Annotated in this window: 23 protein-coding genes; 6 read left to right on the top strand and 17 right to left on the bottom strand. The window is 58.8% G+C overall.

Translation table 11 applies throughout. The features are described from left to right. Positions 1-32: 32 nt before the first annotated feature. Together FS690_RS12375 and FS690_RS12370 are read right to left on the bottom strand one after the other, a co-directional pair. Positions 33-1,763 carry a DUF2534 family protein gene (locus FS690_RS12375; RefSeq protein ID WP_040113680.1) on the bottom strand — a complete coding sequence of 577 codons (1,731 nt, stop codon included), beginning with the start codon at positions 1,761-1,763 and terminating at the stop codon, positions 33-35. A gap of 74 nt (positions 1,764-1,837) precedes the next feature. After that, complete coding sequence (locus tag FS690_RS12370; protein ID WP_071668411.1) at positions 1,838-2,236, bottom strand: DUF2946 domain-containing protein; 399 nt, start codon at positions 2,234-2,236, stop codon at positions 1,838-1,840. Between the two features lie 186 nt (positions 2,237-2,422). Between FS690_RS12370 and FS690_RS12365 the strand changes: the two genes are divergently transcribed. Continuing rightward, positions 2,423-3,364, top strand: coding sequence for a D-2-hydroxyacid dehydrogenase (locus FS690_RS12365; protein WP_145339686.1), 942 nt, complete (start codon positions 2,423-2,425; stop codon positions 3,362-3,364). 3 nt (positions 3,365-3,367) lie between these two features. Here the strand turns inward: FS690_RS12365 and glsB are convergent, their stop codons facing one another. Next, the gene (gene glsB, locus FS690_RS12360; RefSeq protein ID WP_145339685.1) at positions 3,368-4,291 is read right to left on the bottom strand and encodes a glutaminase B; all 924 of its coding nucleotides are present in this window, start codon (positions 4,289-4,291) and stop codon (positions 3,368-3,370) included. 266 nt (positions 4,292-4,557) lie between these two features. Here glsB and clcA point away from each other — a divergent pair, with 266 nt between their 5' ends. Both clcA and FS690_RS12350 read left to right on the top strand, forming a co-directional pair. Next, entirely contained in the window at positions 4,558-5,958 is a 1,401-nt protein-coding gene (gene clcA / locus FS690_RS12355) for a H(+)/Cl(-) exchange transporter ClcA (protein WP_040113673.1), read from the top strand. A 113-nt stretch (positions 5,959-6,071) separates the two neighbouring features. Then, positions 6,072-6,605 (top strand): sterol desaturase family protein, encoded by a 534-nt coding sequence (locus FS690_RS12350; RefSeq protein ID WP_040113672.1) that lies wholly within the window; start codon positions 6,072-6,074, stop codon positions 6,603-6,605. Here FS690_RS12350 and crtB read toward each other — a convergent pair. From crtB to FS690_RS12325, 5 genes are read right to left on the bottom strand one after another with little or no spacing between them, the layout of a single operon-like run. Next, complete coding sequence (gene crtB / locus FS690_RS12345; protein WP_071668407.1) at positions 6,544-7,473, bottom strand: 15-cis-phytoene synthase CrtB; 930 nt, start codon at positions 7,471-7,473, stop codon at positions 6,544-6,546. The genes FS690_RS12350 and crtB overlap by 62 nt on opposite strands. Beyond that, positions 7,470-8,951, bottom strand: coding sequence for a phytoene desaturase (locus FS690_RS12340; RefSeq protein WP_071668406.1), 1,482 nt, complete (start codon positions 8,949-8,951; stop codon positions 7,470-7,472). The genes crtB and FS690_RS12340 overlap by 4 nt, the downstream gene beginning before the upstream one ends. Further along, positions 8,948-10,120, bottom strand: a complete 1,173-nt coding sequence (gene crtY / locus FS690_RS12335) for a lycopene beta-cyclase CrtY (RefSeq protein ID WP_145339684.1) — start codon at positions 10,118-10,120, stop codon at positions 8,948-8,950. Before crtY ends, FS690_RS12340 begins: the two co-directional genes overlap by 4 nt. Then, complete coding sequence (locus FS690_RS12330; RefSeq protein WP_071668404.1) at positions 10,120-11,397, bottom strand: glycosyltransferase; 1,278 nt, start codon at positions 11,395-11,397, stop codon at positions 10,120-10,122. Before FS690_RS12330 ends, crtY begins: the two co-directional genes overlap by 1 nt. A 12-nt stretch (positions 11,398-11,409) precedes the next feature. Next, positions 11,410-12,315: a polyprenyl synthetase family protein gene (locus FS690_RS12325; protein WP_071668403.1), complete on the bottom strand. Its 906-nt coding sequence runs from the start codon at positions 12,313-12,315 to the stop codon at positions 11,410-11,412. Positions 12,316-12,644: 329 nt separating this feature from the next. Here FS690_RS12325 and FS690_RS12320 point away from each other — a divergent pair, with 329 nt between their 5' ends. Beyond that, positions 12,645-12,863 (top strand): hypothetical protein, encoded by a 219-nt coding sequence (locus FS690_RS12320; RefSeq protein ID WP_040113660.1) that lies wholly within the window; start codon positions 12,645-12,647, stop codon positions 12,861-12,863. 38 nt (positions 12,864-12,901) lie between these two features. On the opposite strand, the gene FS690_RS12315 is transcribed toward FS690_RS12320, so the two are convergent. After that, entirely contained in the window at positions 12,902-13,609 is a 708-nt protein-coding gene (locus tag FS690_RS12315) for a phage antirepressor KilAC domain-containing protein (protein ID WP_108569817.1), read from the bottom strand. 264 nt (positions 13,610-13,873) lie between these two features. Here FS690_RS12315 and FS690_RS12310 point away from each other — a divergent pair, with 264 nt between their 5' ends. Further along, positions 13,874-15,067, top strand: coding sequence for a zinc-dependent alcohol dehydrogenase (locus FS690_RS12310; RefSeq protein ID WP_040113656.1), 1,194 nt, complete (start codon positions 13,874-13,876; stop codon positions 15,065-15,067). A gap of 41 nt (positions 15,068-15,108) precedes the next feature. Here the strand turns inward: FS690_RS12310 and FS690_RS12305 are convergent, their stop codons facing one another. From FS690_RS12305 to FS690_RS12300, 3 genes are read right to left on the bottom strand one after another with little or no spacing between them, the layout of a single operon-like run. Continuing rightward, on the bottom strand, positions 15,109-15,456 hold the full coding sequence (locus FS690_RS12305) for a hypothetical protein (RefSeq protein WP_108569818.1): 348 nt from the start codon (positions 15,454-15,456) through the stop codon (positions 15,109-15,111). Between the two features lie 21 nt (positions 15,457-15,477). After that, a complete protein-coding gene (locus FS690_RS18375) occupies positions 15,478-15,651 on the bottom strand; it encodes a hypothetical protein (RefSeq protein ID WP_166714220.1) in 174 nt (57 codons plus the stop codon). A gap of 36 nt (positions 15,652-15,687) precedes the next feature. Then, entirely contained in the window at positions 15,688-16,581 is an 894-nt protein-coding gene (locus tag FS690_RS12300; RefSeq protein WP_052246563.1) for a helix-turn-helix transcriptional regulator, read from the bottom strand. Positions 16,582-16,698: 117 nt separating this feature from the next. Between FS690_RS12300 and FS690_RS12295 the strand changes: the two genes are divergently transcribed. Then, complete coding sequence (locus FS690_RS12295; RefSeq protein ID WP_108569896.1) at positions 16,699-18,108, top strand: MFS transporter; 1,410 nt, start codon at positions 16,699-16,701, stop codon at positions 18,106-18,108. A 3-nt stretch (positions 18,109-18,111) separates the two neighbouring features. Here FS690_RS12295 and FS690_RS12290 read toward each other — a convergent pair whose 3' ends face one another. Genes FS690_RS12290 through FS690_RS12270 form a run of 5 tightly spaced genes read right to left on the bottom strand, consistent with a single transcriptional unit; the run spans position 18,112 to position 23,130 of the window. Then, positions 18,112-19,200 (bottom strand): ABC transporter ATP-binding protein, encoded by a 1,089-nt coding sequence (locus tag FS690_RS12290; RefSeq protein WP_094110767.1) that lies wholly within the window; start codon positions 19,198-19,200, stop codon positions 18,112-18,114. 3 nt (positions 19,201-19,203) lie between these two features. After that, positions 19,204-20,151 (bottom strand): carbohydrate kinase family protein, encoded by a 948-nt coding sequence (locus tag FS690_RS12285; protein ID WP_108569819.1) that lies wholly within the window; start codon positions 20,149-20,151, stop codon positions 19,204-19,206. After that, positions 20,148-20,987 carry a carbohydrate ABC transporter permease gene (locus tag FS690_RS12280; RefSeq protein ID WP_040113648.1) on the bottom strand — a complete coding sequence of 280 codons (840 nt, stop codon included), beginning with the start codon at positions 20,985-20,987 and terminating at the stop codon, positions 20,148-20,150. Before FS690_RS12280 ends, FS690_RS12285 begins: the two co-directional genes overlap by 4 nt. After that, complete coding sequence (locus FS690_RS12275) at positions 20,977-21,885, bottom strand: carbohydrate ABC transporter permease (protein WP_113655311.1); 909 nt, start codon at positions 21,883-21,885, stop codon at positions 20,977-20,979. The genes FS690_RS12280 and FS690_RS12275 overlap by 11 nt, the downstream gene beginning before the upstream one ends. A 9-nt stretch (positions 21,886-21,894) precedes the next feature. Beyond that, on the bottom strand, positions 21,895-23,130 hold the full coding sequence (locus FS690_RS12270; protein WP_071668396.1) for an extracellular solute-binding protein: 1,236 nt from the start codon (positions 23,128-23,130) through the stop codon (positions 21,895-21,897). Positions 23,131-23,184: the final 54 nt, after the last annotated feature.

Below are 23,184 nucleotides of genomic sequence, written 5' to 3'. Positions count from 1 at the left end.
ATGAAAAGAGGTGGCTCAGCCACCTCTTTTTTTTACCCTTTGTTTGCTGAATCGTCCTGCTCGCCGAGGAAGAAGTACCAGAGCGGAATCGACATCAGTCCGGTAAATACCAGCGTGTAGAGCGTAATCATAAAGCCCTGCGTCAGATACATGGTCAGCGACCAGTGGCTGAACGGAATACCATACTGATCGATCACGCCACCGATAATCGCATTACTCATCACCGTACCGACAATCAGCGCCAGAATGAACAGGCCGCGCAGAAAATAGCGCATCTCTTTACGTTTGACCGTAAAGCGGGCGCGAATAATGCCCAGCGGCGACTGCTGTGCAGCGAGGATCTCCGCTTCAGTCATTGGCGTACGCTGCTGTCTGCGCCAGCGCAGATAATCGATGGCTAAAAACAGCAGCAGGCTGACACCCATGACCGGCAGCGCATACCCCAGCGCTACGGCCAGCAGCAGGGAGAGCAGGCGCGCCGTGAGCGGCAGCGCCAGCCAGCTTGCCGTTAGCGTCTCAAGCGGGCTGGTAGCAGCCGAAGCGGGGCGGCGCAGCCACCACATGCGGTAGCCCAGCACAATCATGGTGCAGAGGCCGAGACCAAAGAGAGCCAGCAGCAGCTGATTGGGCAGACCAAACAGCACACCCATATGAGCATCCACGCCCCAGCGGGTCAGTTTTGCCACCAGCGGAAAGCGGGCAAATTCAGCGCGATCCACGATCGCGAAACTGTGCGGATCCACCGACACCGCATCCACCTGCGTGGGCCAGCGGCGATCGATTTCCGTGACGGTCCAGGCGCTGCCGCTGTTTTTCGGCTGGCGCAGCTCCACTTTCGCTGCATCAATCCCGTTCGCGCGCGCGGCATTCAGCGCCTGGTCCCAGTCAGCATCGGGCATATTGGCGGGCGCCGGTTTCATCATGGGCATGCCGGGTTTGCGCATCGCCGCCATATCGGTCACTGACATACTGTGATGATCGGCGTGCGGATCGGCGGGGGCGACCGGTGCATCCGGATCGAGTACCGTTCTGACCTGCGGCGTCAGCCAGTTCAGCTCACTGCGCATTTTATCGATGTTCGCGCCTGCCCACTGTGACCAGGTGAGGCCGGTCGCAGAGAAGAACAGCAGCCCGAGCAGCAGCAGCAGTCCCAGGGTGGCGTGCCAGTGGCGGCTGAAAGCCAACCCGCTGCGTGCCGGTTTAAGCCGGCGCTTCGGCCGGGTCGCCAGCCACAACACCACGCCACCCAGCGCGGCTACCCAGAGCCAGCTTGCCGCCAGCTCGCTGTAGTTGCGTCCGGCATCGCCCAGCAGCAGGCTGCTGTGCAGCAAATCGAGCGTGGTGCGCAGCGGCAGTATGCCGCTGGTTCCGTAGACCGGCATATCTCCCTTTATCTGCAGGGTATAGGGATCGATAAACAGCGCGCGCGAGGTCGAGGCGCCCAGCGCCGGATCGCTGAACTGCACGCGGGTGGTCTCCTCTGCACCCGGTGCCGGTCGCACCGCGTAAATATGCGCATCTGCGCCAGCCCTGGCACGTGCCGCGCCGATCTGAGCCGACAGCGGCTGCGGTTCACCAGCGGGCGTTACCGTCAGCGCATCGTGATAGACCAGCTGTTCGAGCTGAGGCGTGAGCACATAGAGCGTGCCGCTCAGCGCAGCAATAAAGATAAACGGCGCAACGAACAGGCCGATATAAAAATGCAGGCGGCGAAGCAGATTGAGCACCGCGCCGCGCGGTGCTGCAGAATTAACAGCAGACAAAAGCGTCTTCCTTCTGAAAGTAAACAACCGGGGCGACGGGCAGCACGCTGCGTCCGCGCCACGTTAAAGCGGATTCAGTTAAGAAGCGGGGAAGGCGGTCCGCGCGGGCGGGGTATGGCCACCCGCCTGCGCACTACGGGTGCCGCGCGCCGCGGCAGCGGTGGCGCACGGGAGTGAAGCAGCATCAGCCAGATAAAGGGAATAAACACCCAAATCATCAGCGGCACATGCACCAGCAGATCGCAGTAGCCGCAGGCGAGCTCGCCGTCGTCCGCGTCATGATGCATCATGCCCGGCATGGCGTGCTCCATCATCTGATGATGATCCATCTCCATCATGGCCGGGGCAGGCTGCGAAACGCGCTGCTGCTCAATCAGGCTTTTCGACACCACCGGCGCAACAAACAGCAGCAGCACCGCCAGAATGGCGAGGCAGGCAGTAAAGCGCTGGCGAAGTGCAGGTAAAACCGTCATAGCAGATAGCAGGTCACGTCAGAGAAGAGGCGGAATTGTAACGCGATTGCCGCTGCCGCGTTAAACAAACGCCGCCGGAGAGGGAAATAATTCGCATTTTTTGAAAAAGCTCACCCCGGACGCCGTTTTTGTTAACCTTACTGCAACCTGATGAGAACAGTGCAGAAACAATAAAGCGGAGCGAAGATGAAAATAGTGATGCTGGATGGTGATACGCTGCCCGAACGGCCGGCGCAGCCAGAATGGTGCAGTGCATGGGTCTGGCGCGGACAGACCGCACCCGCGGAGATTGTGTCTGCCCTGCAGGGGGCGACGATAGCCATGACAAATAAAGTCCCGCTGCGCGCCGACACGCTGCGGCAGCTGCCTGAACTGCGCTATATCTGCGTCACGGCTACCGGCTATGACTGTATCGACCTTGACGCCTGCCGGGCGCAGGGCATTGTGGTCAGCAATGTACCCGGCTACTCCACCCGCAGCGTGGCGGAGGGGGTAATCGCTGCGCTGTTCGCGCTGCGGCGACATCTGATGGATTACGCCATCAGCAGCCGCGACGCGTGGCCCGCCTCGCCGCACTTTTGTATCCATCGCGAGCCGCTGCAGGATATTCAGGGTGCGGTACTGGGCGTGGTCGGCAAAGGCGATATTGGCAGCGCAGCGGGTGAGATGGCGCAGGCGCTGGGTATGACGGTGCTCTATGCTGAACGGCCGGGGGCGGCAGCCGTCCGCGCCGGCTATACCGCCTTTGATGAGGTGCTGGCGCGCAGCGACGTACTGACGCTGCACTGCCCGCTGACGCCGCAGACGCAGCAGATGATCAACCGGCAGACGCTGGCCGCGATGAAACCGGGAGCGTTACTGATCAACACCGCGCGCGGCGGACTGATTGAAGAGGAGGATCTGGCGGCCGCGCTGCGTCAGGGAACCCTCGGCGGCGCGGCGCTGGACGTGCTGAGCAGTGAGCCGCCACCCGCTACGCATCCGCTGCTGCAACCCGGCGTGCCCCGGCTGCTGCTGACGCCGCATATCGCCTGGGCAACCCGGCAGGGCGTGGCGAATCTGCTGCGCGGCATTGAAGCCAACCTGGCGGCGTTTGCGCAGGATAAACCGCGCAATCAGGTGAGCTAAGGGTCAGAACACCGAGCGGCCCAGGCGGTCGCTCAGCTTCTCCAGCAGCGCGGTGCCGGCCAGTGAATTGCCTGAGCGATCCAGCGCCGGAGACCAGACGGCGATGCTCATCTCCCCCGGGATCACCGCAATAATCCCGCCGCCCACGCCGGATTTGGCCGGCATCCCCACCCGCCAGGCAAATTCGCCGGCGCCATCATACATGCCGCTGGTCATCATCAGCGCATTCACCTGACGCGCCTGGCGTGGAGAGATCACCGCCCGGCGATTATCCTGTGTGCGTCCCTGGTTGGCCAGATAGAGAAATGTACGCGCCAGTTCGTTGCAGCTCATGGCCAGCGAACAGTAGTGAAAATAGGTCTCCATCACCTTGCTGACATCATTATTAAAATTGCCAAACGATTTCATCAGCCAGGCAATGGCAGCGTTGCGGGCAGAGTGCTCATACTCAGAGCGCGCGACGCCGCGGTCATACAGAATATCCTCCTGCTTCGCCAGGCCACGGACAAATTCCAGCATGCGCTGGCGCGGAGCCGTCAGGCGGCTCTCCAGCAAATCGCACATCACCAGCGCACCGGCGTTAATAAAGGGGTTACGCGGTTTGCCCTGTTCCAGCTCCAGCTGGACCAGCGAATTAAACGCCTGTCCGGATGGCTCTTTACCCACGCGCTGCCAGATTTCAGCGTCTTCATAAAGCGTCAGGGCCACCGTCAGCGACAGCACCTTAGAGATGGATTGCACTGAAAAGCGCGTAGCGGCATCACCCGCCTGATAGCACTCGCCGGACGGGGTACAGATCGCGATCCCCAGCTGGTCAGGATCCACGTCCGCCAGCGCCGGAATATAATCCGCCACCTTTCCCTGCCGCGTCAGCGGCCGGACCTCGCTGATAATCTCTTCAAGCAATGCGTTACTGAGTTCTGACACATCCCGCTCCGATAGTAATGAATCTGGCCACAAGGGCGATGGCCAGGATGATGGTGATTTGCAGGCGCCGCGTCAATCCGCCAGCCGCAATTCTGTGACACATTCTGTCGCGCGCGGTGACAGCGCGGTTGCGGACTGTATATGAATTAACCGCAACGTAAAATTCTGTTGCGAATGACCAGGTTACGGGCTGCCCGCTTTTGACTATGCTGGAACGGTGCAGGGCGCCGGGACGCTGCACATGGATTTCTGATTAGGAGAAACTGATGCCTGTTACACCTTCTGACGCTGAAGAGACTATGCGTCGCCCTGGCCGGTTTATGCGGCTGCAAACGCTGCTGCGCCGGGACACCACGCCGGTAAGGCTTTTGCTGCTGGCGGCGCTGGTCGGCACCCTGACCGGCCTGGTGGGTGTGGCATTTAACCGGGCGGTCAACCTGATGCTGCAGCTGCGTATCGATACGCTCACTGCACAGCATAGCGGTTTCGTGACCGGAGCGATCTCTGCCTTTGCCGCCTCTGCCATCATGGGCGGCGTGGGCTATTTTCTGGTGCGCCGCTTTGCGCCTGAGGCGGGTGGCTCGGGCATTCCGGAAATTGAAGGTGCGCTGGAAGAGCTGCGCCCGGTACGCTGGTGGCGCGTATTGCCGGTAAAATTTTTTGGCGGCATGGGCGCACTCGGTTCCGGGATGGTGCTGGGTCGGGAAGGACCGACGGTGCAGCTGGGCGGGAATATCGGCGGCATGTGCAGCGATCTGTTTCGCCTGCGCAGCGCTGAATCGCGCCACACGCTGCTCGCAACTGGTGCGGCAGCCGGTCTTGCAGCGGCCTTCAACGCACCGCTGGCGGGGATTTTATTTATTATTGAAGAGATGCGTCCGCAGTTTCGCTACAGTCTGGTTTCAATCAAAGCGGTATTTGTTGGCGTCATCATGGCCAGCATCGTCTACCGGCTCTGCGAGGGCAATAGCGCTATCATCGATATCGGCCAGCTCAGAGATGCGCCCACTGATACATTATGGCTCTATCTGCTGCTGGGGGTGGTGTTTGGCGCTGTCGGCGTCGCGTTTAACCGGCTGATCTTCACCATGCAGGATCGCTTTCAGCGTCTGCATCGCGGGCGCACCACGGCGTGGGTGCTGTGGGGCAGCGTGCTGGCCGGACTTTGCGGTGTACTGAGTATGCTGCTGCCGCAGGCGGCCGGTGGCGGGATAACGCTGATCCCGGCATTCTCTGGCGGCGAATATAGCGCGCTGATGCTGTTTGGTCTTTTTATGCTGCGCACGCTGGTGACGCTCTGCTGCTTTGCCTCCGGCGCACCGGGCGGCATTTTTGCGCCCATGCTGACGCTGGGTACGCTGCTGGGCACCTGTTTTGGCCAGATCGCTATAGCCTGGTTTCCGGCGTGGCATCTGGAAGCGGGCACCTTTGCGGTTGCCGGTATGGGCGCGCTGTTTGCCGCGTCGGTCCGTGCGCCGCTGACGGGGATTGTGCTGGTGCTGGAGATGACCAGCAATTATCAGCTGATCCTGCCGATGATCATTACCTGTCTGGGCGCTACGCTGGCGGCACAGTTTTTTGGCGGCAAGCCGCTCTATTCATCACTGCTGGCGCGCACGCTGGCGAAAACCCCGCTGAAAGAACCGCTGTCGCGCGATGCCAGCTGACCCGGCTGTGGCAGAGATAAGCGTGACCCTCGCGCTTATTTCACCTATGCTGACTTGCGGCATCCCGTATCGCAGTCCACCTTTACTCTTTGACCTTTTAAAATGGACGCACCATGCTCTGGTTATGGAACACGCTTATTTTGCTGGCAACCGTTGCACTGATGGAAGCAGTGGCGGCGCTCTCGCACAAATATATTATGCACGGCTGGGGATGGGGCTGGCATCTCTCTCATCATGAACCGCATACCAGCAGGTTTGAACTCAACGACCTTTACGCCGTTGTGTTTGCCGTGCTCTCAGTCGGGCTGATTTACTATGGCGTGCAGGGCATGTGGCCACTGCAGTGGATCGGCGCCGGGATGACCACCTACGGCGCGCTCTATTTTATGGTGCATGACGGGCTGGTGCATCAGCGCTGGCCGTTTCGCTACATTCCGCGCAAAGGCTATCTGAAGCGTTTATATATGGCGCATCGGATGCATCATGCGGTGCGCGGGCGTGAAGGTTGCGTCTCGTTTGGTTTTCTCTACGCTCCGCCGCTGCATAAGCTGCAGGCTACGCTGCGTGAACGTCACGGTCGCAAACCTAACGCGGCCGCTGCCACAGATCGGCAGGACGCGGCTGCGGACGCGCCACGCGAGAAGTAAGCGCAATCCCCGCGCCTTTGAGCAGCAGCGCCAGCTTTTCCCCTTTGCTGGTGCGCTGCCGCGCATCCCAGGCCCGCATACCCGCATCCTGCACTTTTACCCCGATTTCGCGATACACCCCGTGGGCCGTCGCGATAGCCCACGCCGAGCGCAACGGCAGATCGGGCAGCCCGCTGCGGGCCGAATGGTAGTAAGGCTCCGCCGCTGCTACCAGGCGTGCAGCCAGCGGCGCTATCGCCGCACGATAGTGCGGATCGGCCAGCTGACTGGCACGTAACCCGGCTTCCGTCAGCCAGCTTTGCGGCAAATAGCAGCGCCCGTTTTGCGCATCTTCAACAATATCGCGTGCAATATTTGTCAGCTGAAACGCCAGGCCGAGATCGCAGGCGTGATCGAGTACGTTCTCATCGCGTACGCCCATTACGCGCGCCATCATCAGACCCACGACGCCCGCTACGTGATAGCAGTAACGCAGTGTGTCATCAAAGGTGATGTAGCGCTCTTCGCGCGCGTCCATAGCGAACCCCTCCAGATGATCAAACGCCAGCTGGGGCGGAAGTTCATGCGTCAGCGCCACTTCCTGAAACGCACGAAAGGCGAGTTCATCCATATGCGCGCCGCTGTATGCGCGGCGGGTCTCAATCTGCAGATGCTGCATGCGCGTTTGCGCGTCTGCCACCTGATGTTGCGTGCCACCTTCACCCAGCGTCTGGCCGTCAATCACATCATCACAGTGACGACACCAGGCATAGAGCATCAGCGTGCTGCGGCGCGTAGCCGGATCAAAAAGCTTTGCTGCGGTAGCGAAGCTTTTCGAGCCCGCCGCCATGGTCTGCGTGACCTGCTCAATCAGGGGAGGCTGATTCATCCGGCAAGATCCTCTACCATCAGCTGCGCGGTAGCTTTAGCTGAGCCGATGACACCCGGAACGCCAGCGCCGGGATGCGTGCCCGCACCAACCAGGTAGAGATTGCTGATGTCGGCGTCGCGGTTATGCGGCCGGAACCAGGCGCTTTGGGTAAGGATCGGCTCCAGCGAAAACGCTGAGCCCTGATGTGCGTGCAGCGTGTCGCGGAAATCTTCCGGCGTAAACATACGCTGTGTCACTATCTGATCGCGCAGGCCTGGCATGTAGTGCTCCTCAAGATAAGCAAAAATACGGTCGCGGAAGCGCGGCCCTTCCTGCTGCCAGTCGATTGCGGCAGTGCCAAGGTGCGGAACCGGCGCCAGCACATAAAAACTGCCGCAGCCTGCCGGTGCCAGCGACGGATCGGTGGTGCAGGGTGCATGCAGGTAGAGCGAGAAATCGTCCGCCAGCTGGTTGCTGTTAAATATTTCATTAATCAGCTCGCGGTAACGCGGGCCGAAGCAGACCGTATGGTGCGCCAGCTGAGCGTGCGGCTGGTTAAGGCCAAAATAGAGTACAAACAGCGAATTACTCATTCGCTTCCGCTTCAGCGTGGCGGCGCGCTTACGGGCGACCGCATGGTGCTGCAGCAGCCGGTCATAGGTATGTACGACATCAGCATTGGAGGCTACGGCACTGGCGTCAAAGCGACGTCCATCTTTTAGCTGCACGCCGCTGATGCGATTACCCTGCGTTTCCAGCTGGCTCACTTCGGCATTAAGCAGCAGCTCGCCGCCGAGGTCGCGAAACAGCCGCGCCATGCCATCGACCAGCGCGCCGGTACCGCCTCGCGGAAACCAGACGCCCCATTCGCGTTCCAGCGCATGAATCAAAGTGTAGATAGAGGATGTTGCAAACGGATTACCGCCCACCAGTAAAGAGTGGAACGAAAAGGCCTGGCGCAGATGATCGTCCTGAATAAATTTTGCCACCATATCGTATACGCTGCGCCACGCCTGCAGGCGGCCCAGCTGCGGGCCGGCGCGCAGCATATCGCGGAAATTCAGGAACGGCACCGTGCCGAGTTTGAGATACCCCTCTTTAAATACCGCCTGTGAATAGGCAAGAAACCGGCGATAGCCTTCAACATCCTGCGGATTAAACGCGGCGATCTGCTGCTCCAGCAGGGTCTGATTATTGTCATAATCAAGCACCTTGCCATCTTCCCAGCAGAGACGATAAAAGGGCGTGACCGGCATCAGCTCAACGTAGTCGCTGAGTTTTTTTCCGGCCAGCGTGAAAAGCGCTTCAATGGCGCTGGGATCGGTGATCACCGTCGGACCGGCATCAAAGGTAAAGCCCTCATCCTGCCATACGTAGGCGCGCCCGCCGGGTTTATCACGCTGCTCCAGTAGCGTGGTCGGAATACCCGCCGCCTGCAGACGAATAGCCAGAGCCAGGCCGCCAAAGCCCGCGCCAATCACATAAGTACGTTTCATTCTTTCTTCCCTGGTAGCGAAGGAGTCATCAACAGTGCGCGCAGCGCTTCTCCCACCGGCACCGGTGGTTTACCGCATAATATGCGTGCTTTATCCCTGAGAAAGAGCTCTCCGGCGTAAAAGCGACTGATAAGACCGGCATCAAGCCGGTAAAAACGTTGCATAACCTGCCAGCGTTTTTCCGGCCGTCCGGCAAGGAACAGCATACGATTGAGCATGCGGAAAAAATGCTGCTCGCGCCACTGGCAGCGGGCAAACTGTTCAATACGCTGGCTGAGCATTTCTGCATTACAGGGCAGGGCAGCCGCGATCTCATCCGCCAGCGCAACGGCAGAGGGCAGCGAATAGCCCGTGGTCGCATGAAACAGTCCGGCGCGCAGCCCGCTGCAGGGCTGACCCTGCTGCTGCTGCCAGAAGCGTTCAATATCACCATCAAGCGTGATCGGCAGGGAACCCTGTTCTTCACGCAACAGGCGGCTTAGCTGCCAGCCCTGCTGCTCTGCATAGTGCATGATGTTTTGTCGTGCCTGTTCGCTATCGAGCGTGGCGTGATTGATATAGTGGGTATCTTCAATCAGCAGCCGTTCAGCGCTGAGCGGCAGGGTATAGACAAAGCGATAGCCGCTGTGCTGATCGACCGTGGCATCCATCAGTACCGGCTGCTGCAGGCCGTGCGGACGCGCCAGATGCCACTCCTGACCGACAAACGACTGATAACCAAGCCGCAGATGTGGCGTGGGCTGCAGGCCGCGTCCATCAATCACGGCGCGGGCGTGCAGCACGTCGCCGTTTTCCAGGGTTACGCTTTGCGGTGTTACGCTGCGCACGGGCGCTGCGGTGCGCAACCTGTCTCCCAGCGTTTCGCGCAGATGGCGGGCGAAGTCCTGTGAGGCGATGGAACAATACTCCCCGCGCAGATTACGCCGCAGCGCCGGAAAGCGGACCTGATAGCCTGGCCAGCGCGCGGATAGCAGCGGCTCCAGCCAGGTAAACTGTGCGTCACTGACATCGTCGCGGTGAAACGACCAGGTATGATTGCCTGCCGGCTGAGCGGCACTCTCCAGCAGCAGAATGTCAGGGGCCGGCTGCAGCTGCATCAGCCGCAGGGCGATCAGCCCGTTTGCCAGCCCGGCCCCCACCAGAATAAGATCGGCATGTGTTTCTGACATCAGGTCGCCTCCGCCAGCACAATCTGTTGCCGGCACAGCGCCTGTTCAGCGATATCAGCCGCACGCTGACAGCCGCCGGCGCGCTGCAGCTGCGCCTGAATCGCGGACATGCGCAGACGGTAGTGAGAATCGGACAGCAGCAGTTGCAAATGTGTCTCCAGCTGATGAGTGCGGCTGAAGCGTGAGGCGCGACGCCCCACGCCATGCCATTCGATACGCGATGCCACACCGGGCTGGTCAAACGCAATAGGCAGCGCCAGCATTGGAATGCCCTGCGCCAGCGCTTCCAGCGCGCTATTCAGTCCGGCGTGCGTAATAAACACCTGGGCATGCTGCAGGGCAGCGTGCTGGTCGAGAAAATCGGTTACCCAGGCCGCCCCGGCCAGCTCCAGCTTGCGTACCTGATGCGCGGTCAGCCCGCCGCAGTGGGCAACAACCAGTGATAATCCGAGATTGCAGCAGGCGCGCGCCAGGCGCAGAAAGAGCCGAAAGCGGCGTCCCTGAAGCGTACCCAGCGAAGCGTAGACCACCGGCTGACGCAGCGCGGGCCACGGCGGCGGCAGATGAGTCGTGATACTCTGCTGACGCAGCGGCCCTACGGCGTGATAGCAGGCGGGAAGCTGATGGCGCGGAAAATCAAATGCCGGCACCAGCTGGCTGATTTGGGCCAGCGATGAGAGACAATCCTGCAGGCCTGAACGTGGCGATAAACCAAATGCGCGCGCATGGTAAGCGATCACGTGGCGATGACGACGCATGATGCGGTCATACATGCGGCTGCTGGCCGCAAAACGTTTCAGCGCCTTCTCATCCTGACCATAGCGAAACGACATCACCGCCAGCGGAATGCCCGCTTCGCGATTAACCGGCAGCGCGCAGGCAACGGAAATAAACGGCAGGCCCAGCGCCTCAGCCACCAGCCCGCCCGCTGCCTCCATCTGATCGGCAATCACGCCATCCACCTGCAGTTTTTTCAATACCGCCGGTAATTCACGACACAGCATATCGGTGGTTTCAGCCATATCGTTGATTACGCGAAACAGGGAAAGGCCGCCGGGCGCGGCCAGGCGTTGCAGAGCCGCCGCCAGAGATCCGGCCGGATGAGTTTGTTCACCCACCGGAGTAAAGGCGATGCGCTCATCGGTCAGCAGCGTACGTGCGTCGGCCTGCTGGATAAAGGTAATATGATGCCCGCGGCTGATAAGGGTCTGTGCCAGTGACTGCAGCGCGTGAAAATGGCTATAGAGTGGCGGCGCAATAACGGCAAAATGCCCCATAAATGATCCGCGTTAGTTGAACATTGCCAGCTGCTGATTAAACAGGGCATGCATATATTGACGGGTTGCAACGCCGCGGTGACAGGCGCAGGCAAGATGTTCATCAGCGCTGCGCAGATGCTCACGCAAACGGCGCTCCGCACCGTCAGCACCCAGCATCTGAACCAGCGTCGATTTGCCCTGATCTTTATGAATATCTTTACCGGTATGTTTGCAGCCATCAGCAAGATCGTCCAGGAGCTGAAAAGCCTGGCCCAGATCCTGCGCAAAGTAGCTGAGTTTCTGACGCATTACCGGCGCAGCATCAGTCACAATCGCCGCCATCTGCAGCGCAGCGCGAAAAAGCACGCTGGTTTTCAGTTCGTTGGTTATGGCAATCGCTTCCGGGCTGCGGCTCTGTCCACCTTCATGCAGATCCTGAAACTGACCCTGAACCAGCCCCTGCAAACCTACCGCCGCAGAGAGTTCAGCAATGGCGTCTGTTTTGTGCTGGGAGGGCAAATCCGGCGCGAGCGCGATAACTTCATAAGCGCGGCTGAGCAGCGCGACTGCTGCCAGGATAGCCACGTTTTCGCCAAACTCGCGATGCACGGTGGGACGACCGCGTCGCATCAGCGCATCGTCCATGCAGGGAATATCATCCAGTATCAGCGAGGCCGCATGCACCATTTCAACCGCGCAGGCGAGATCGAGAATGCCACGCTTTGTCAGGTCATAGCCCATGTCACGCGCCGCCAGTAACAGCAGCAGCGGACGTATGCGCTTACCGCTCGGCAGCGTGCCGGCACGCATAGCGGCCCGCACGCGATCGGAGGGCTGTCCGGCTGGCAGTAGCAGCTCAAGATTCTCCTGCAGAGCATGGCAAAGCTGGCGAAGATCGTTTTCCTGATTTGCTGCAATTTCGGCATGGGCGGTCATAGCGGCTATCCATGGTTAATAAACGTGGCGCTTTTTTTATTAACCGTAGACTGCGCAGGGGAAGAATGCCAGCGGTGATGACTCGTTAAGTCTCAGAAACCAATTATTTATATTAATTTACCGTTCCGGCTGGCTGGTATGGCATCAGGCCCGGCAGATCGGAATACATTGCTGTCAGCATCCTCAGAAACAGCAGCGCGCAGAGCAGGGAAGAGAGGCAGAAGAGGTTATTTTTTAACCTGAAAAAACGAACTTGCCGATCGCGATCAAATTTCAGCCATCAGCATTGCAGGAAGATACCTGTAGTCAGGAAATAACCGGAGGCAGCAATGAGCAAATCACTAATGCGTTTATCGGATATGGCGCGCTACCTGGGCGTCTCTCCCGCCGTGCTGATTCGCGCTATCTGTAATCGCGGCACGCTGGAGAAGGTGCCGCTCCCCTCTGCAATTGATGAAGAGCTGCCGCTCTCCAGCCGGTGCTGGTCACCGCAGGAGGTCAGGCAGTTTCGCCATCAGCTACAGCGTCAGCGGCATCAGCACAAGTAAGCAGGCAGAGCCGATGTCTGTTCATCGGCTCTGCTGTATCAGGCGGCGACGCCTGCAGGATGAGAGGCCAGGTGACCCGCCCACAGGCTTGCAACCCATTTCACGCCTTTCACGGTAAAGCGGGCCTGTGAGAACGCGTGCTGATTTTCACCCGTACCGGTGCGGAAAGAGAAATAGCCCGCCTGCACATGGTGTTTCTGTGGCGCCAGCGTATTTTTCTCCCGGTACATAATATTGCGTTCAAGCAGGAATTGCCGGAAGTCAGTCTCTTTGACCTTCAGCATTTTACAGAGCTGACGAAATCCCAGCGCTTCATTGACCTCAGTGAAACGGTCAAAAAACTCCGCTTTTGGTGCAGAGAGCGCCAGCTGCTGCTCTGCGCGCCGCCGCTGTTCAAATTGCTCCGCCCAGGCACGGGCTGCTTCGGCCGGATCCGTGAAGTCCGGCAGCTGAGCGATCTTTTCTTTCTCCTGCCAGCGATCGAGCAGATCGGCAGTAAAGCCGGGCGAAAGTCGGGCTACGGCGAGTAACGAGTCGCGTTTATTGAGCAGAAACTCCTGACGGCTCTCACCTTCATGCTCGTAAAGACTGACCGTAACAGGCTGGGAAAGGCGCTGTGCGGTTTCCAGGCTTTTAATCAGGCGCTTCACTTCGCCGTGCGTGATGCCAGTCAGTCTGGCAAGGTCACGGCTGCTCATCAGCAGAGACGCGGTTTGAGCAGCAAGAATTTCCGTTGAGATCATCATTCGTATCACCTCTTAAAACGTCATTCAGTCATCAAGACTGCTGGATAAGTATACAACTTACTGTAGTTATATCCAGTGTTTTTTTTAACCAATTCGGTAGTTTTTCTGCTGCTGTGCGCCACGTTCCGACACCACTGCAACCCGGTTGCACCGCGCGGGCAGAACTGCCGATGCGCTTGCCTAATCAGCAATTGATGCCAGGCTCAGGCAATTCGCCTTAAATAATGTCAGACACCTGCTGCGCTTATTAATGAGGAGTTAAGAATGAAAGCGTTAACCTATCATGGCCCGCACAAAGTACGCGTTGAAACGGTTCCCGATCCGGTATTGCAGGAAGCGGATGATATTATTCTGCGTGTCACTGCAACCGCTATCTGCGGTTCTGATTTGCATTTATATCGCGGTAAGATCCCAAAAACTGAACATGGCGATATATTTGGTCATGAATTTATGGGTGAAGTGGTGGAAGCTGGCAGTGCCGTAACCAATGTGGCGATTGGCGACCGCGTGGTGGTGCCGTTTGTGGTCGCCTGCGGCGACTGCTTCTTCTGCCATCTGCATCAGTATGCCGCCTGTGAAACCACTAATCCGGGTCGCGGTGCGATACTCAATAAAAAAAATATCACGCCACCCGCCGCCCTGTTTGGGTTCAGTCATCTTTATGGCGGAATACCCGGCGGACAGGCAGAATATGTTCGCGTGCCGAAAGCGAATACCGGCCCGTTCAAAGTGCCGCTGGCGCTGCCGGATGACAAAGTGCTGTTTCTGTCCGATATCCTCCCGACCGCCTGGCAGGCGGTGCAGAATGCCGGGCTGGATAAAGGCTCAAGCGTCGCGATCTTTGGTGCCGGCCCGGTAGGTCTGCTTAGCGCCGCCTGTGCAAGGCTGATGGGTGCCGAAGATATCTTTATGATTGATCATAACGCCTATCGTCTGGAGTTTGCCCGTCAGCGCTATGGCGTTACGCCGATAAATTTTGACGAGATTGACGATCCCGCAGCCTGGATTATTGACCATACCAAAGGGAACCGCGGCGTGGATGCGGTGATTGATGCAGTGGGCTTTGAAGCCAAAGGCAGCCTGACCGAAACCGTCCTCAGCAATCTGAAACTTGAAGGCAGCAGCGGCAAAGCGCTGCGTCAGTGTATTGCGGCCGTGCGTCGCGGTGGGGTGGTCAGCGTGCCGGGCGTCTATGCCGGTTTTATCCATGGCTTCATGTTTGGCGATGCGTTCGATAAAGGGCTGACCTTCAAAATGGGACAAACGCACGTGCACGCCTATCTGCCACGGCTGCTGTCGCTGATTGAACAGGGATTATTAACGCCGGAAGAGATTGTTACGCATCATATGCCGCTGGATGCGGCGGCAGAGGGGTATGAGATCTTTGATAAACGCAAAGAGGATTGCCGCAAAATCATTCTGGTGCCGGGAATGAAATCGGCTACTGCTGAAGCCTGACGCTATGGAGGCTGCCGCGTGGCAGCCTGCATAACAGAAATTCAGCGTACGCTGCCTTCGTCACGGTCGCTGAGTTCAGAAAGCGACACTTCAACAAACGGCATGTTATCCAGCCTGTCGCCGTAATCTTCACTGACATCAGGCAGGCTGGTGAACTGACCATCAACAAACAGAAAACTCAGATGCCGTTCAACCTCTTCCAGCAGCTCATCCACCTCTTTTGCGGTTTCACCCTGAGCGTCTTTACCATCCAGTCTCCAGCGAAAATGATTACCCACGATTTCTGCGCTGCCAATATCAACTACTTTGGCATCGATATTTTCTAACAGCAGACGCTGGCGGGCAAAATAAAGCAGATAGGGCATCCGATCGCGATTAATTTCAGACATACATTACTCCTGAATAATATTTCAGTGCGGGAAATAGTTGCGTACAGCATATACCGACCAGTAAACCGCGTTCAGGCCCAGCCAGGCCCAGCAGCCCCAGTAAGCAACGGGTTCACGCCGGGTACGCAATTTAGGCAGAAATGCCAGCAAATAACCCGCCGCCGCAATAAGCGCAACGAAATAAAGAAATTTCATGCTTTCTCCTGATTATTTATCATGAAGTAAGCATAGTCAGATTAACGCATTTGTGGAGCGCAGCGCCTGATATCCGGCAATGAGTTTTTCCAGTGCCGCTGCGCTTGTTTCGTCCGCCGGGACGTAAACCAGCAGGCGGTCACCATTGCGTGAAGCGGACCACCAGTTATTCTGACGCAGCGTAAATTCCCCGGTTTCCGCCCGCCAGAAACGCTTGATCCGATTCTCCACTTTTCCCAGCTCGTAACGCTGCCAGGTCTGTGCAAATTCATCAGAACTGTTAATCAGCCGGGTGAGAAAGCTTTCCCAGTGCGGATCGCCAAGGTGTTCTCCCATCTGGCCGCGAAACATGGCCACCATCTGCGGCATGACTTCATCCCAGTCGCGTATCATGCCGCGCCAGCCGGGATGATTAAACGCCAGCCAGATACAGTTGCGATCCTCAGCCTCTACGCTTGCCAGATCTATACCCATCAGCGCACACCACGCAGCGTTATAGCCAATGATGTCAAAACGCGGTGTCTCAATAATGGCCGGCAGCTGGATAGCATCCAGCATCTGCTGATTATGCTCAGCGAGTTTGCAGCAGGCGGCAACCTGAAGGGCGGGCAGTTTATGACCGGCGAGCGAGAAAAGATGTTGCGTTTCAACGTCATTACACTGCAGTGCTGATGCGATCGCCGTCAGCGTTTTCAGCGACGCTTTAATATCGCGACCCTGTTCCAGCCAGGTGTACCAGGTGACGCCGACATCAGCCAGCTGGGCGACCTCTTCGCGGCGCAGGCCCGGCGTGCGCCGCTGGCGCATACGCGGCAGACCCAGCCTGACAGGATCGAGGTTTTCCCGTCGGGAACGCAAAAAGGCGCCCAGCAGTTTGCGATTCGTATGAACCTCTTTTTCAGCATATTTTACAGCGGGTTGAATCGACATCAGCGTCATTTCTCCGGCCAGACGGGTGGTTTTAATACCATGATAATCAAAAACTGGTACCCGGTTATTTTTCAGCAGATGCTATGCCGCAATGAACACGAAAACAAGGTGAAACTGATGCACACTCCGCAACTTCGTCAGGCGGGACTGATGGTACTGCTGGCCGGGCTGTTACTGCCTATGATCGACTTTTCAATCGTTAACGTGGCGCTGGATGCAATGGCGCATAGCCTGCAGGCAACGCCCACCGAGCTGGCGCTGATTGTTGCTGTCTATGGTATTGCTTTTGCTGTTTGCCTCGCGATGGGAGGGCGGCTCGGAGATAACTATGGCCGGCGCCGGGTTTTTATCAGCGGTGTCGGGATCTTTGCCCTGGCTTCGCTGCTGTGCGGTATGGCAAGCGGGGCCGGGATGCTGATGTTTGCCCGCGCGCTGCAGGGAGTGGGCGCGGCACTTATCGTGCCGCAGATCCTGGCAACGCTGCATATTACGCTGCAGGGCAGGGAGCATGCGCGGGCGATTGGTCTCTATGGCGGAATGGGCGGGCTGGCGTTCGTGATTGGTCAGGTGCTGGGCGGCTTTCTTATCAAAGCCGATCCGGGTGGGTATGGCTGGCGCAGCGTGTTTCTGATCAACCTGCCGATCTGTCTGGGCGTACTGGTGGCTGCGCGCCGCTTTATTCCGGAAACCCGCAATGCGACCCGCGTACCGGTTGATATTAGCGGTGCGCTGCTGCTGGGCGGAGCCACAGGCGCACTGTTGCTGAGCCTGGCGCTGGGGCCGGTGCTGAACTGGCGCTGGCCATGCGTGCTGTTACTACTGCTGGCGCCGCTGTTTTTGCTGCAGCTGCGACGGGTCTCTGTGCGTGCTGAAGCGTCAGGCCGTTCACCGCTGCTGCCCCCGTCACTGCTGCGTTTACCCGGCGTGCGTTTCAGCCTTACGCTTGCCGTTATCTTTTTCTCCAGCTGGAGCGGGTTTATGTTTGTCATGGCTCTGACGCTGCAGTCCGGGCTTGGCTTCAGCGCCTTTGACTCCGGTAACGCTTTCATAGCGCTGGGGGTAGCCTATTTTATCGGTGCCATGCGGTCGACCGCACTGGTCACGCGCTTTGGTACGCGCACAATGCTGCTGGCTGGCTGTGCTATTCAGATCACCGGCCTGCTGGCTCTGATGGCAACCCTGCAGCTCCGGTGGCCGCAGGCGGGTATTCTTGCGCTGGCGCCAGCTACGGCACTCATTGGATTTGGTCAGTCTTTTATCGTCAGTACCTTCTACCGTATTGGCATGCGCGATATTCCGCATCATCAGGCGGGCGCTGGCAGCGCCATGTTGTCGACCGTGCAGCAGTCGGCGATGGGGCTGGGGCCGATGCTGCTGGGCGGCGTATTCAGCCATTTCAGCCAGACCGGATCCTGGCTGAGTGCTATCAGCGGTACGCTGGGGACTGAACTGCTCTCCATGCTGCTGCTGGTGGCGATCGCCTTAATGCAGCATGACAACGTGGCAACCACACCCGCAGAAGGATAACGTTCACGGTAACGGCGGCGCTTCCGGCAGACGCTGGCCACTCTGCGCATCGAACAGGTGGATTTTTTCCATGCGCAGCGCAATCGTCAGCGGATCGCCGCTGCCGGCTGCGTGACGGCCAGGTACCTGCATATGCAGCGTATGCCCGTGCCACGTCAGATGCAGCAGCGTGGATTCTCCGGTGATCTCCGTAACGGCGACCTGCGCCAGACTGCCCTGCATCGCCGGTATCAAATCGTGGGGGCGGATGCCAATCATCAGCGCAGCCCCTTCCTGTGCCGCGTGCTGCCAGCGCGGAGGAAGCGGCTGCCAGAGATCTTCACATTCAATGCCCGGCACGCCATCACGCGTTACCAGGTGCGCCGGCAGCAGATTCATCGGAGGCGAGCCGATAAAGCGGGCGACAAACAGATCCGCAGGACGATCGTAAATGCTGAGCGGGGCGCCCTGCTGAACGATCTGACCTTCGCGCATTACTACAATCTGATCGGCCAGCGTCATCGCCTCAACCTGATCGTGTGTGACATAAATCATGGTGGTTTTAAAACGCTGGTGCAGTGCTTTGATTTCCGCCCGCAGCTCCATGCGCAGCTGAGCATCAAGATTAGAGAGCGGTTCATCAAACAGGAAAACCTGAGGATTTCGCACCATCGCCCGGCCCATCGCCACGCGCTGACGCTGGCCGCCGGAGAGGGCGCGCGGGTAGCGCTGCAGCAATTTATCGATACCCAGAATAGCGGCAACGCGCGCAATCTTACTCTGCTGCTCCGCGCGGCCCACCTTTTTAACCTGCATATGAAAGGCGAGGTTTTCAGCCACGGTAAGGTGCGGATAGAGCGCGTAGCTCTGGAACACCATCGCCATGTCGCGGTCGGCCGGATCGCGATCGCCAATCGGTATATCGTTCATCAGAATGGTTCCCTCTGACAAACTATCCAGCCCGGCCAGCAGCCTCAGCAGCGTGGACTTACCGCAGCCGGACGGGCCAACCAGTACGGTAAAACTGCCATCGGGAATGCTGAGACTGAGCGGATGCAATACCGTCTGTTTGCCGTAGCGTCTGGCGACGCTGACGAGCTCAATACTGGCCATAAATTACCTCTCCTCTGCAGAAAATGGCAGCTGTTGCCAGCCGGGATAGCGGCGTGGCTGCGTGCTGATCGCCTGTGATGCCACGGCAATGCCCCACTGCAGCGCGCGGCTCAGCGGCTGCTGATGTAACAGCGCGGTGAGAAAGCCGGCGTTGAAACTGTCACCGGCTCCTATGGTATCCACGACGGTGACGGGAGTGGCAGGCTGTTCCAGCCAATGCGCACCCTGCCAGCAGGCGGCACCGGCACTACCGCGCTTCACCACGCAGCCGCCACGTCCGCTCAGGGTTCCCGCCAGCTGCCGTGCGCTCTCCGGCAGCGTTGCCGCCGCACCGAGGCCCAGCGTCTCTGCTTCATTCAGTAACAGCCAGTCGCAGTACGGCAGCCACTGTGCAACCTGCTGCCGCACCGCCGTGCTCCAGCCCTGCGGAGGCCAGCCGGTGTCAACGGCGGTTATAAAGCCGCGCCGCTGCAGTTCTTCCAGCAGTGCGGCATAGTGCGAACTGAGTGCCAGGCAGAGAAAGGTGCCGCACAGCAGAACAATATCTCCCGGTGCAGCACGCAGCGGAATTTGAGCCAGTACGTCATCCACGCTGAGTTGCGCCACGTGACCAAAATTGCTCAGAAACGAGCGCTCGTGATCGCTGTGCGTAATGCCAACGGTGACAGACGTTTCGCAGGCGTAGCGTCTCCAGTGCGCCGCACTGTTTGGGAAGTAGCCCGCCAGCCAGGCGCTGAGGCCATCATTCCCCTGATTAGCGACAGCGCGATGGCGAACCTGCATCGCTTCCAGTGCCAGCGCACAGTTACCCGCCGAGCCGCCCGGACGCAGTTCACTCTGAGGGAGCATGACTTCAGTGCCGCGCTGTGGCCAGCTATCCAGCGTACCCATAATCAAATCGGCGTTAACGTTGCCAGCGACGTAGAGCGTTGCGTTACAGTCAATTGTCATCCTTTACTCCCGCCGCTGGCCAGACCGCTCACCAGCGTTTTCTGCAGCCAGACAGCAATTAACAGAGGGGGAACCGAAGCCAGAATGCCAACCGCAGCAATCAGGCCGTCATCGGTTGCGCGTCCGGCAGTAAAGCCGGCAATGGTCACCGGCAGCGTTTGCGCCGTAATATTGCTGGTGAACAGCAGGGCATAGAAAAATTCATCCCACGCCAGCAGCCAGCCAAACAGCGCTGCGGCGCCCAGAACCGGTTTTGCCAGCGGCAGCGTGATGCGCAGCAGCACCTGCCACACCCGCAGGCCATCAAGCCGCGCAGCCTGTTCAATATCACGCGGCAGAGTGTCAAACTGGTTTTTGAGCATCCAGGTCAGAAACGGCAGGATCAGCGAACAGTAAACGATAATCAGCCCCGGGCGGGTGTTCAGCAGATCCAGCTGCTGCAGCAGAAAGTAGAGCGGCAGTACAAAGGCCACCGGCGGCACCATATAGATGGCCAGTGACGCAAACAGCCAGCCGTCGCGTCCGGGATAGCGCGAAAAGCTGAAAGCGGCCGGGATCGCCAGCAGCAGACAGACCAGCGTTCCTCCCGTCGCCACCAGCAGACTATTACCCAGCGCATGCAGAAACAGGGTTCCCGGTTCACCCGGCGCCAGCGACAAAAGCCGGCCGTAGCGGCTGAAATCCCACTGGCGCGGTATCCACTCCAGCGGCACGCGCGTCAGGTCGCTGGTGGCGCTGACGCTCATCAGAAACAGCCAGCCCATCGGGGCCAGAACCGACAGCGCCACGGCGGCCGCCGCCACATATTTAGCCACAGATATCATCTTACGCTTCATGGGCACTCCCCCGGCGACGCTGCCGCCACAGCAGCAGCATATAGAGCGCAATCAGCACTGCGCACAGCAGCGTCATCAGGATGGCATAGGCCGCTCCGCTGCCGGCGCGCAGATAGCTGAAGGACTCCTGATAGACGTAGAAACTGAGCGTTTTGGTGCTATCTACCGGCCCGCCCCGGGTCATGACATAGATGATGTCGAATATTTTGAACGCATCAATGGTGCGCAGTACCAGCGCCACGCTTAGCGCTCCGACGATGGCCGGAAAGGTAATGGCGCGAAACCGTCGCCAGGCTGAGGCACCGTCCAGGCGCGCCGCCTCAAAAAGATCGTCCGGAATCGACTGCAGCGCAGCCAGCACCAGCAGCGTAACCAGCGGATAGTTCTTCCACACATCAGCAAACATCACGGCGTTAAGCGCTGAGTCGGGTGAACCCAGCCAGCTGCGATAGCCATCCAGGATACCGAGCTGTGTCAGCAGCGCGTTGACGCTGCCGTAGTCCGGATTGAAATTAAGCCGCCACATCATCGCGTTAACGATTGTCGGCAGCGCCCACGGCAGGATCACCAGCACGCGTAGCACGTTGCGGCCGGTAAACCGCTGATTAAGCAGCAGCGCCACCAGCACGCCAATGACGCCCTCGAAAGCAACCGACACCAGCGTAAAATAGAGCGTGCGCCACAGCGAAAGCCGGAAGTCGGGATCGCTTAAGGCGTACAGGTAGTTCTCCACGCCGATCCAGCCGGGCGCATCGCCGCTGCCTATCAGGGCTGCGTCGGTAAAACTCAGCCAGATGGTCCGCATCAGCGGCCAGGCGGTAAGCAGCAGCATGACCAGCAGCATGGGGGCCAGCAGCACCCATGCCTGCCGTCGCTCACGTTGACGCAAACTCAGCATGCCCGCTCCTTAGCGCAGCCGCGCGGCACTTTTATCGACCGCCTGCATGGCGGCTTCCGGGGTCGCGCCGCCGGTCAGCACCTGCTGCAGCTGCTGCTGCAGCGTGCTGGAGAGACGCGAATAGTCTGCGGTTTCAGGACGTGACAGCATTACGCTCAGCGACGTGTCCGCTGCCTTAATCAGGCTCTCCTGATCTTTCATCACCGCCGCATCCTGATAAGAGCTTTTCCAGATAGGCAGGCTCAGACGGGCATAGTTGTTCTGCACCGGCTGAGAGGTCATGTATCGGATATACTGCCACGCCTGATCGGCATGGGTGCTGCCGCTGGCGATACCGAGCCCCATTGAGCCGTTGACCGCGCCCGCTTTGCCTGGCGCATCGCCGGGTGCAGGCATAATGCCAACCTGACCCGCAACTTTGCTCTGTTTTGCATCGTTGGCCATGTTGTACATATAGGTCCAGTTCAGCGCGAACGCGGCGTCGCCATTGGAGAACGCTTTGCGCACATCTTCTTCCAGATACTCACGTGAGGCGGGGTTAGTCAGTCCGTCATCAAGCGAGCTTTTCATCAGTTTTACCGCCTGCAGTGAAGCGGGGCTGGAGAAGCTAAGCTTGCCATTCTGATAGAACTGCCCGCCAAAGCCGGAGACCAGCGTGGTGTAGTCGCATACCAGCGCTTCCGCCTGAGACCAGCTCCACACCAGCGGATAATTCACGATCTTTTTCTCTTTAATAATGCGCGCGTCATCCATTACCTGCTGCCAGGTTTGCGGCAGGTCGCGGATACCCGCTTTCTCCAGCATCGCTTTGTTGTAGTACAGATATTTGGTGTCCAGAATCCACGGCATACCGAGCGTTTTACCGTTGAACACCACGGTTTTAAGCGCGCCGGGGAAAATCTGCGCCTTATCTTCGGCACTGATACGGCTGCTGACATCCTGCAGCAGGTTAAATTTTGTGAATTCCGCCGGCCAGATCGCATCAAACAGCACCACGTCGTAGCCATTTCCGCCCGCACCCCGTGCCGCGACAATCTTGTCGTGCAGCGCTTCATACGGCACAAACTCAAGGTTGACCTTTACGTCCGGATTCGCTTTTTCAAACGCCTGCGTCATGGCGCGAATATCGCTCTCACTATAGGCTGCCTGAGTCATAAACAGCGCATTGAGTGAGGTGGCCGCCGTCGCGCTGGCAGCGCTGGCGAGCAGAAACAGTGCCAAACAACCGTGAACCGATTTTTTCATGATATGTCCGCCTGAAAGCTGTGAGAGATTAATTAAATCAATTTGATTGATTTA

This window comes from Pantoea sp. PSNIH1, assembly GCF_007680655.1.
Taxonomy (GTDB): domain Bacteria; phylum Pseudomonadota; class Gammaproteobacteria; order Enterobacterales; family Enterobacteriaceae; genus Pantoea; species Pantoea eucrina.
Note: the sequence above shows the minus strand (reverse complement) of the source record. Positions and strands in the feature narration are given on the sequence as shown.

Coding starts and splice junctions, on each gene's coding strand:
- FS690_RS12370 (WP_071668411.1), bottom strand. CDS start 2,236: ATGACGGTTTTACCTGCACTTCGCCAGCGCTTTACTGCCTGCCTCGCC.
- FS690_RS12365 (WP_145339686.1), top strand. CDS start 2,423: ATGAAAATAGTGATGCTGGATGGTGATACGCTGCCCGAACGGCCGGCG.
- clcA (WP_040113673.1), top strand. CDS start 4,558: ATGCCTGTTACACCTTCTGACGCTGAAGAGACTATGCGTCGCCCTGGC.
- FS690_RS12350 (WP_040113672.1), top strand. CDS start 6,072: ATGCTCTGGTTATGGAACACGCTTATTTTGCTGGCAACCGTTGCACTG.
- crtB (WP_071668407.1), bottom strand. CDS start 7,473: ATGAATCAGCCTCCCCTGATTGAGCAGGTCACGCAGACCATGGCGGCG.
- FS690_RS12340 (WP_071668406.1), bottom strand. CDS start 8,951: ATGAAACGTACTTATGTGATTGGCGCGGGCTTTGGCGGCCTGGCTCTG.
- crtY (WP_145339684.1), bottom strand. CDS start 10,120: ATGTCAGAAACACATGCCGATCTTATTCTGGTGGGGGCCGGGCTGGCA.
- FS690_RS12330 (WP_071668404.1), bottom strand. CDS start 11,397: ATGGGGCATTTTGCCGTTATTGCGCCGCCACTCTATAGCCATTTTCAC.
- FS690_RS12325 (WP_071668403.1), bottom strand. CDS start 12,315: ATGACCGCCCATGCCGAAATTGCAGCAAATCAGGAAAACGATCTTCGC.
- FS690_RS12320 (WP_040113660.1), top strand. CDS start 12,645: ATGAGCAAATCACTAATGCGTTTATCGGATATGGCGCGCTACCTGGGC.
- FS690_RS12315 (WP_108569817.1), bottom strand. CDS start 13,609: ATGATGATCTCAACGGAAATTCTTGCTGCTCAAACCGCGTCTCTGCTG.
- FS690_RS12310 (WP_040113656.1), top strand. CDS start 13,874: ATGAAAGCGTTAACCTATCATGGCCCGCACAAAGTACGCGTTGAAACG.
- FS690_RS12305 (WP_108569818.1), bottom strand. CDS start 15,456: ATGTCTGAAATTAATCGCGATCGGATGCCCTATCTGCTTTATTTTGCC.
- FS690_RS18375 (WP_166714220.1), bottom strand. CDS start 15,651: ATGAAATTTCTTTATTTCGTTGCGCTTATTGCGGCGGCGGGTTATTTG.
- FS690_RS12300 (WP_052246563.1), bottom strand. CDS start 16,581: ATGTCGATTCAACCCGCTGTAAAATATGCTGAAAAAGAGGTTCATACG.
- FS690_RS12295 (WP_108569896.1), top strand. CDS start 16,699: ATGCACACTCCGCAACTTCGTCAGGCGGGACTGATGGTACTGCTGGCC.
- FS690_RS12290 (WP_094110767.1), bottom strand. CDS start 19,200: ATGGCCAGTATTGAGCTCGTCAGCGTCGCCAGACGCTACGGCAAACAG.
- FS690_RS12285 (WP_108569819.1), bottom strand. CDS start 20,151: ATGACAATTGACTGTAACGCAACGCTCTACGTCGCTGGCAACGTTAAC.
- FS690_RS12280 (WP_040113648.1), bottom strand. CDS start 20,987: ATGAAGCGTAAGATGATATCTGTGGCTAAATATGTGGCGGCGGCCGCC.
- FS690_RS12275 (WP_113655311.1), bottom strand. CDS start 21,885: ATGCTGAGTTTGCGTCAACGTGAGCGACGGCAGGCATGGGTGCTGCTG.
- FS690_RS12270 (WP_071668396.1), bottom strand. CDS start 23,130: ATGAAAAAATCGGTTCACGGTTGTTTGGCACTGTTTCTGCTCGCCAGC.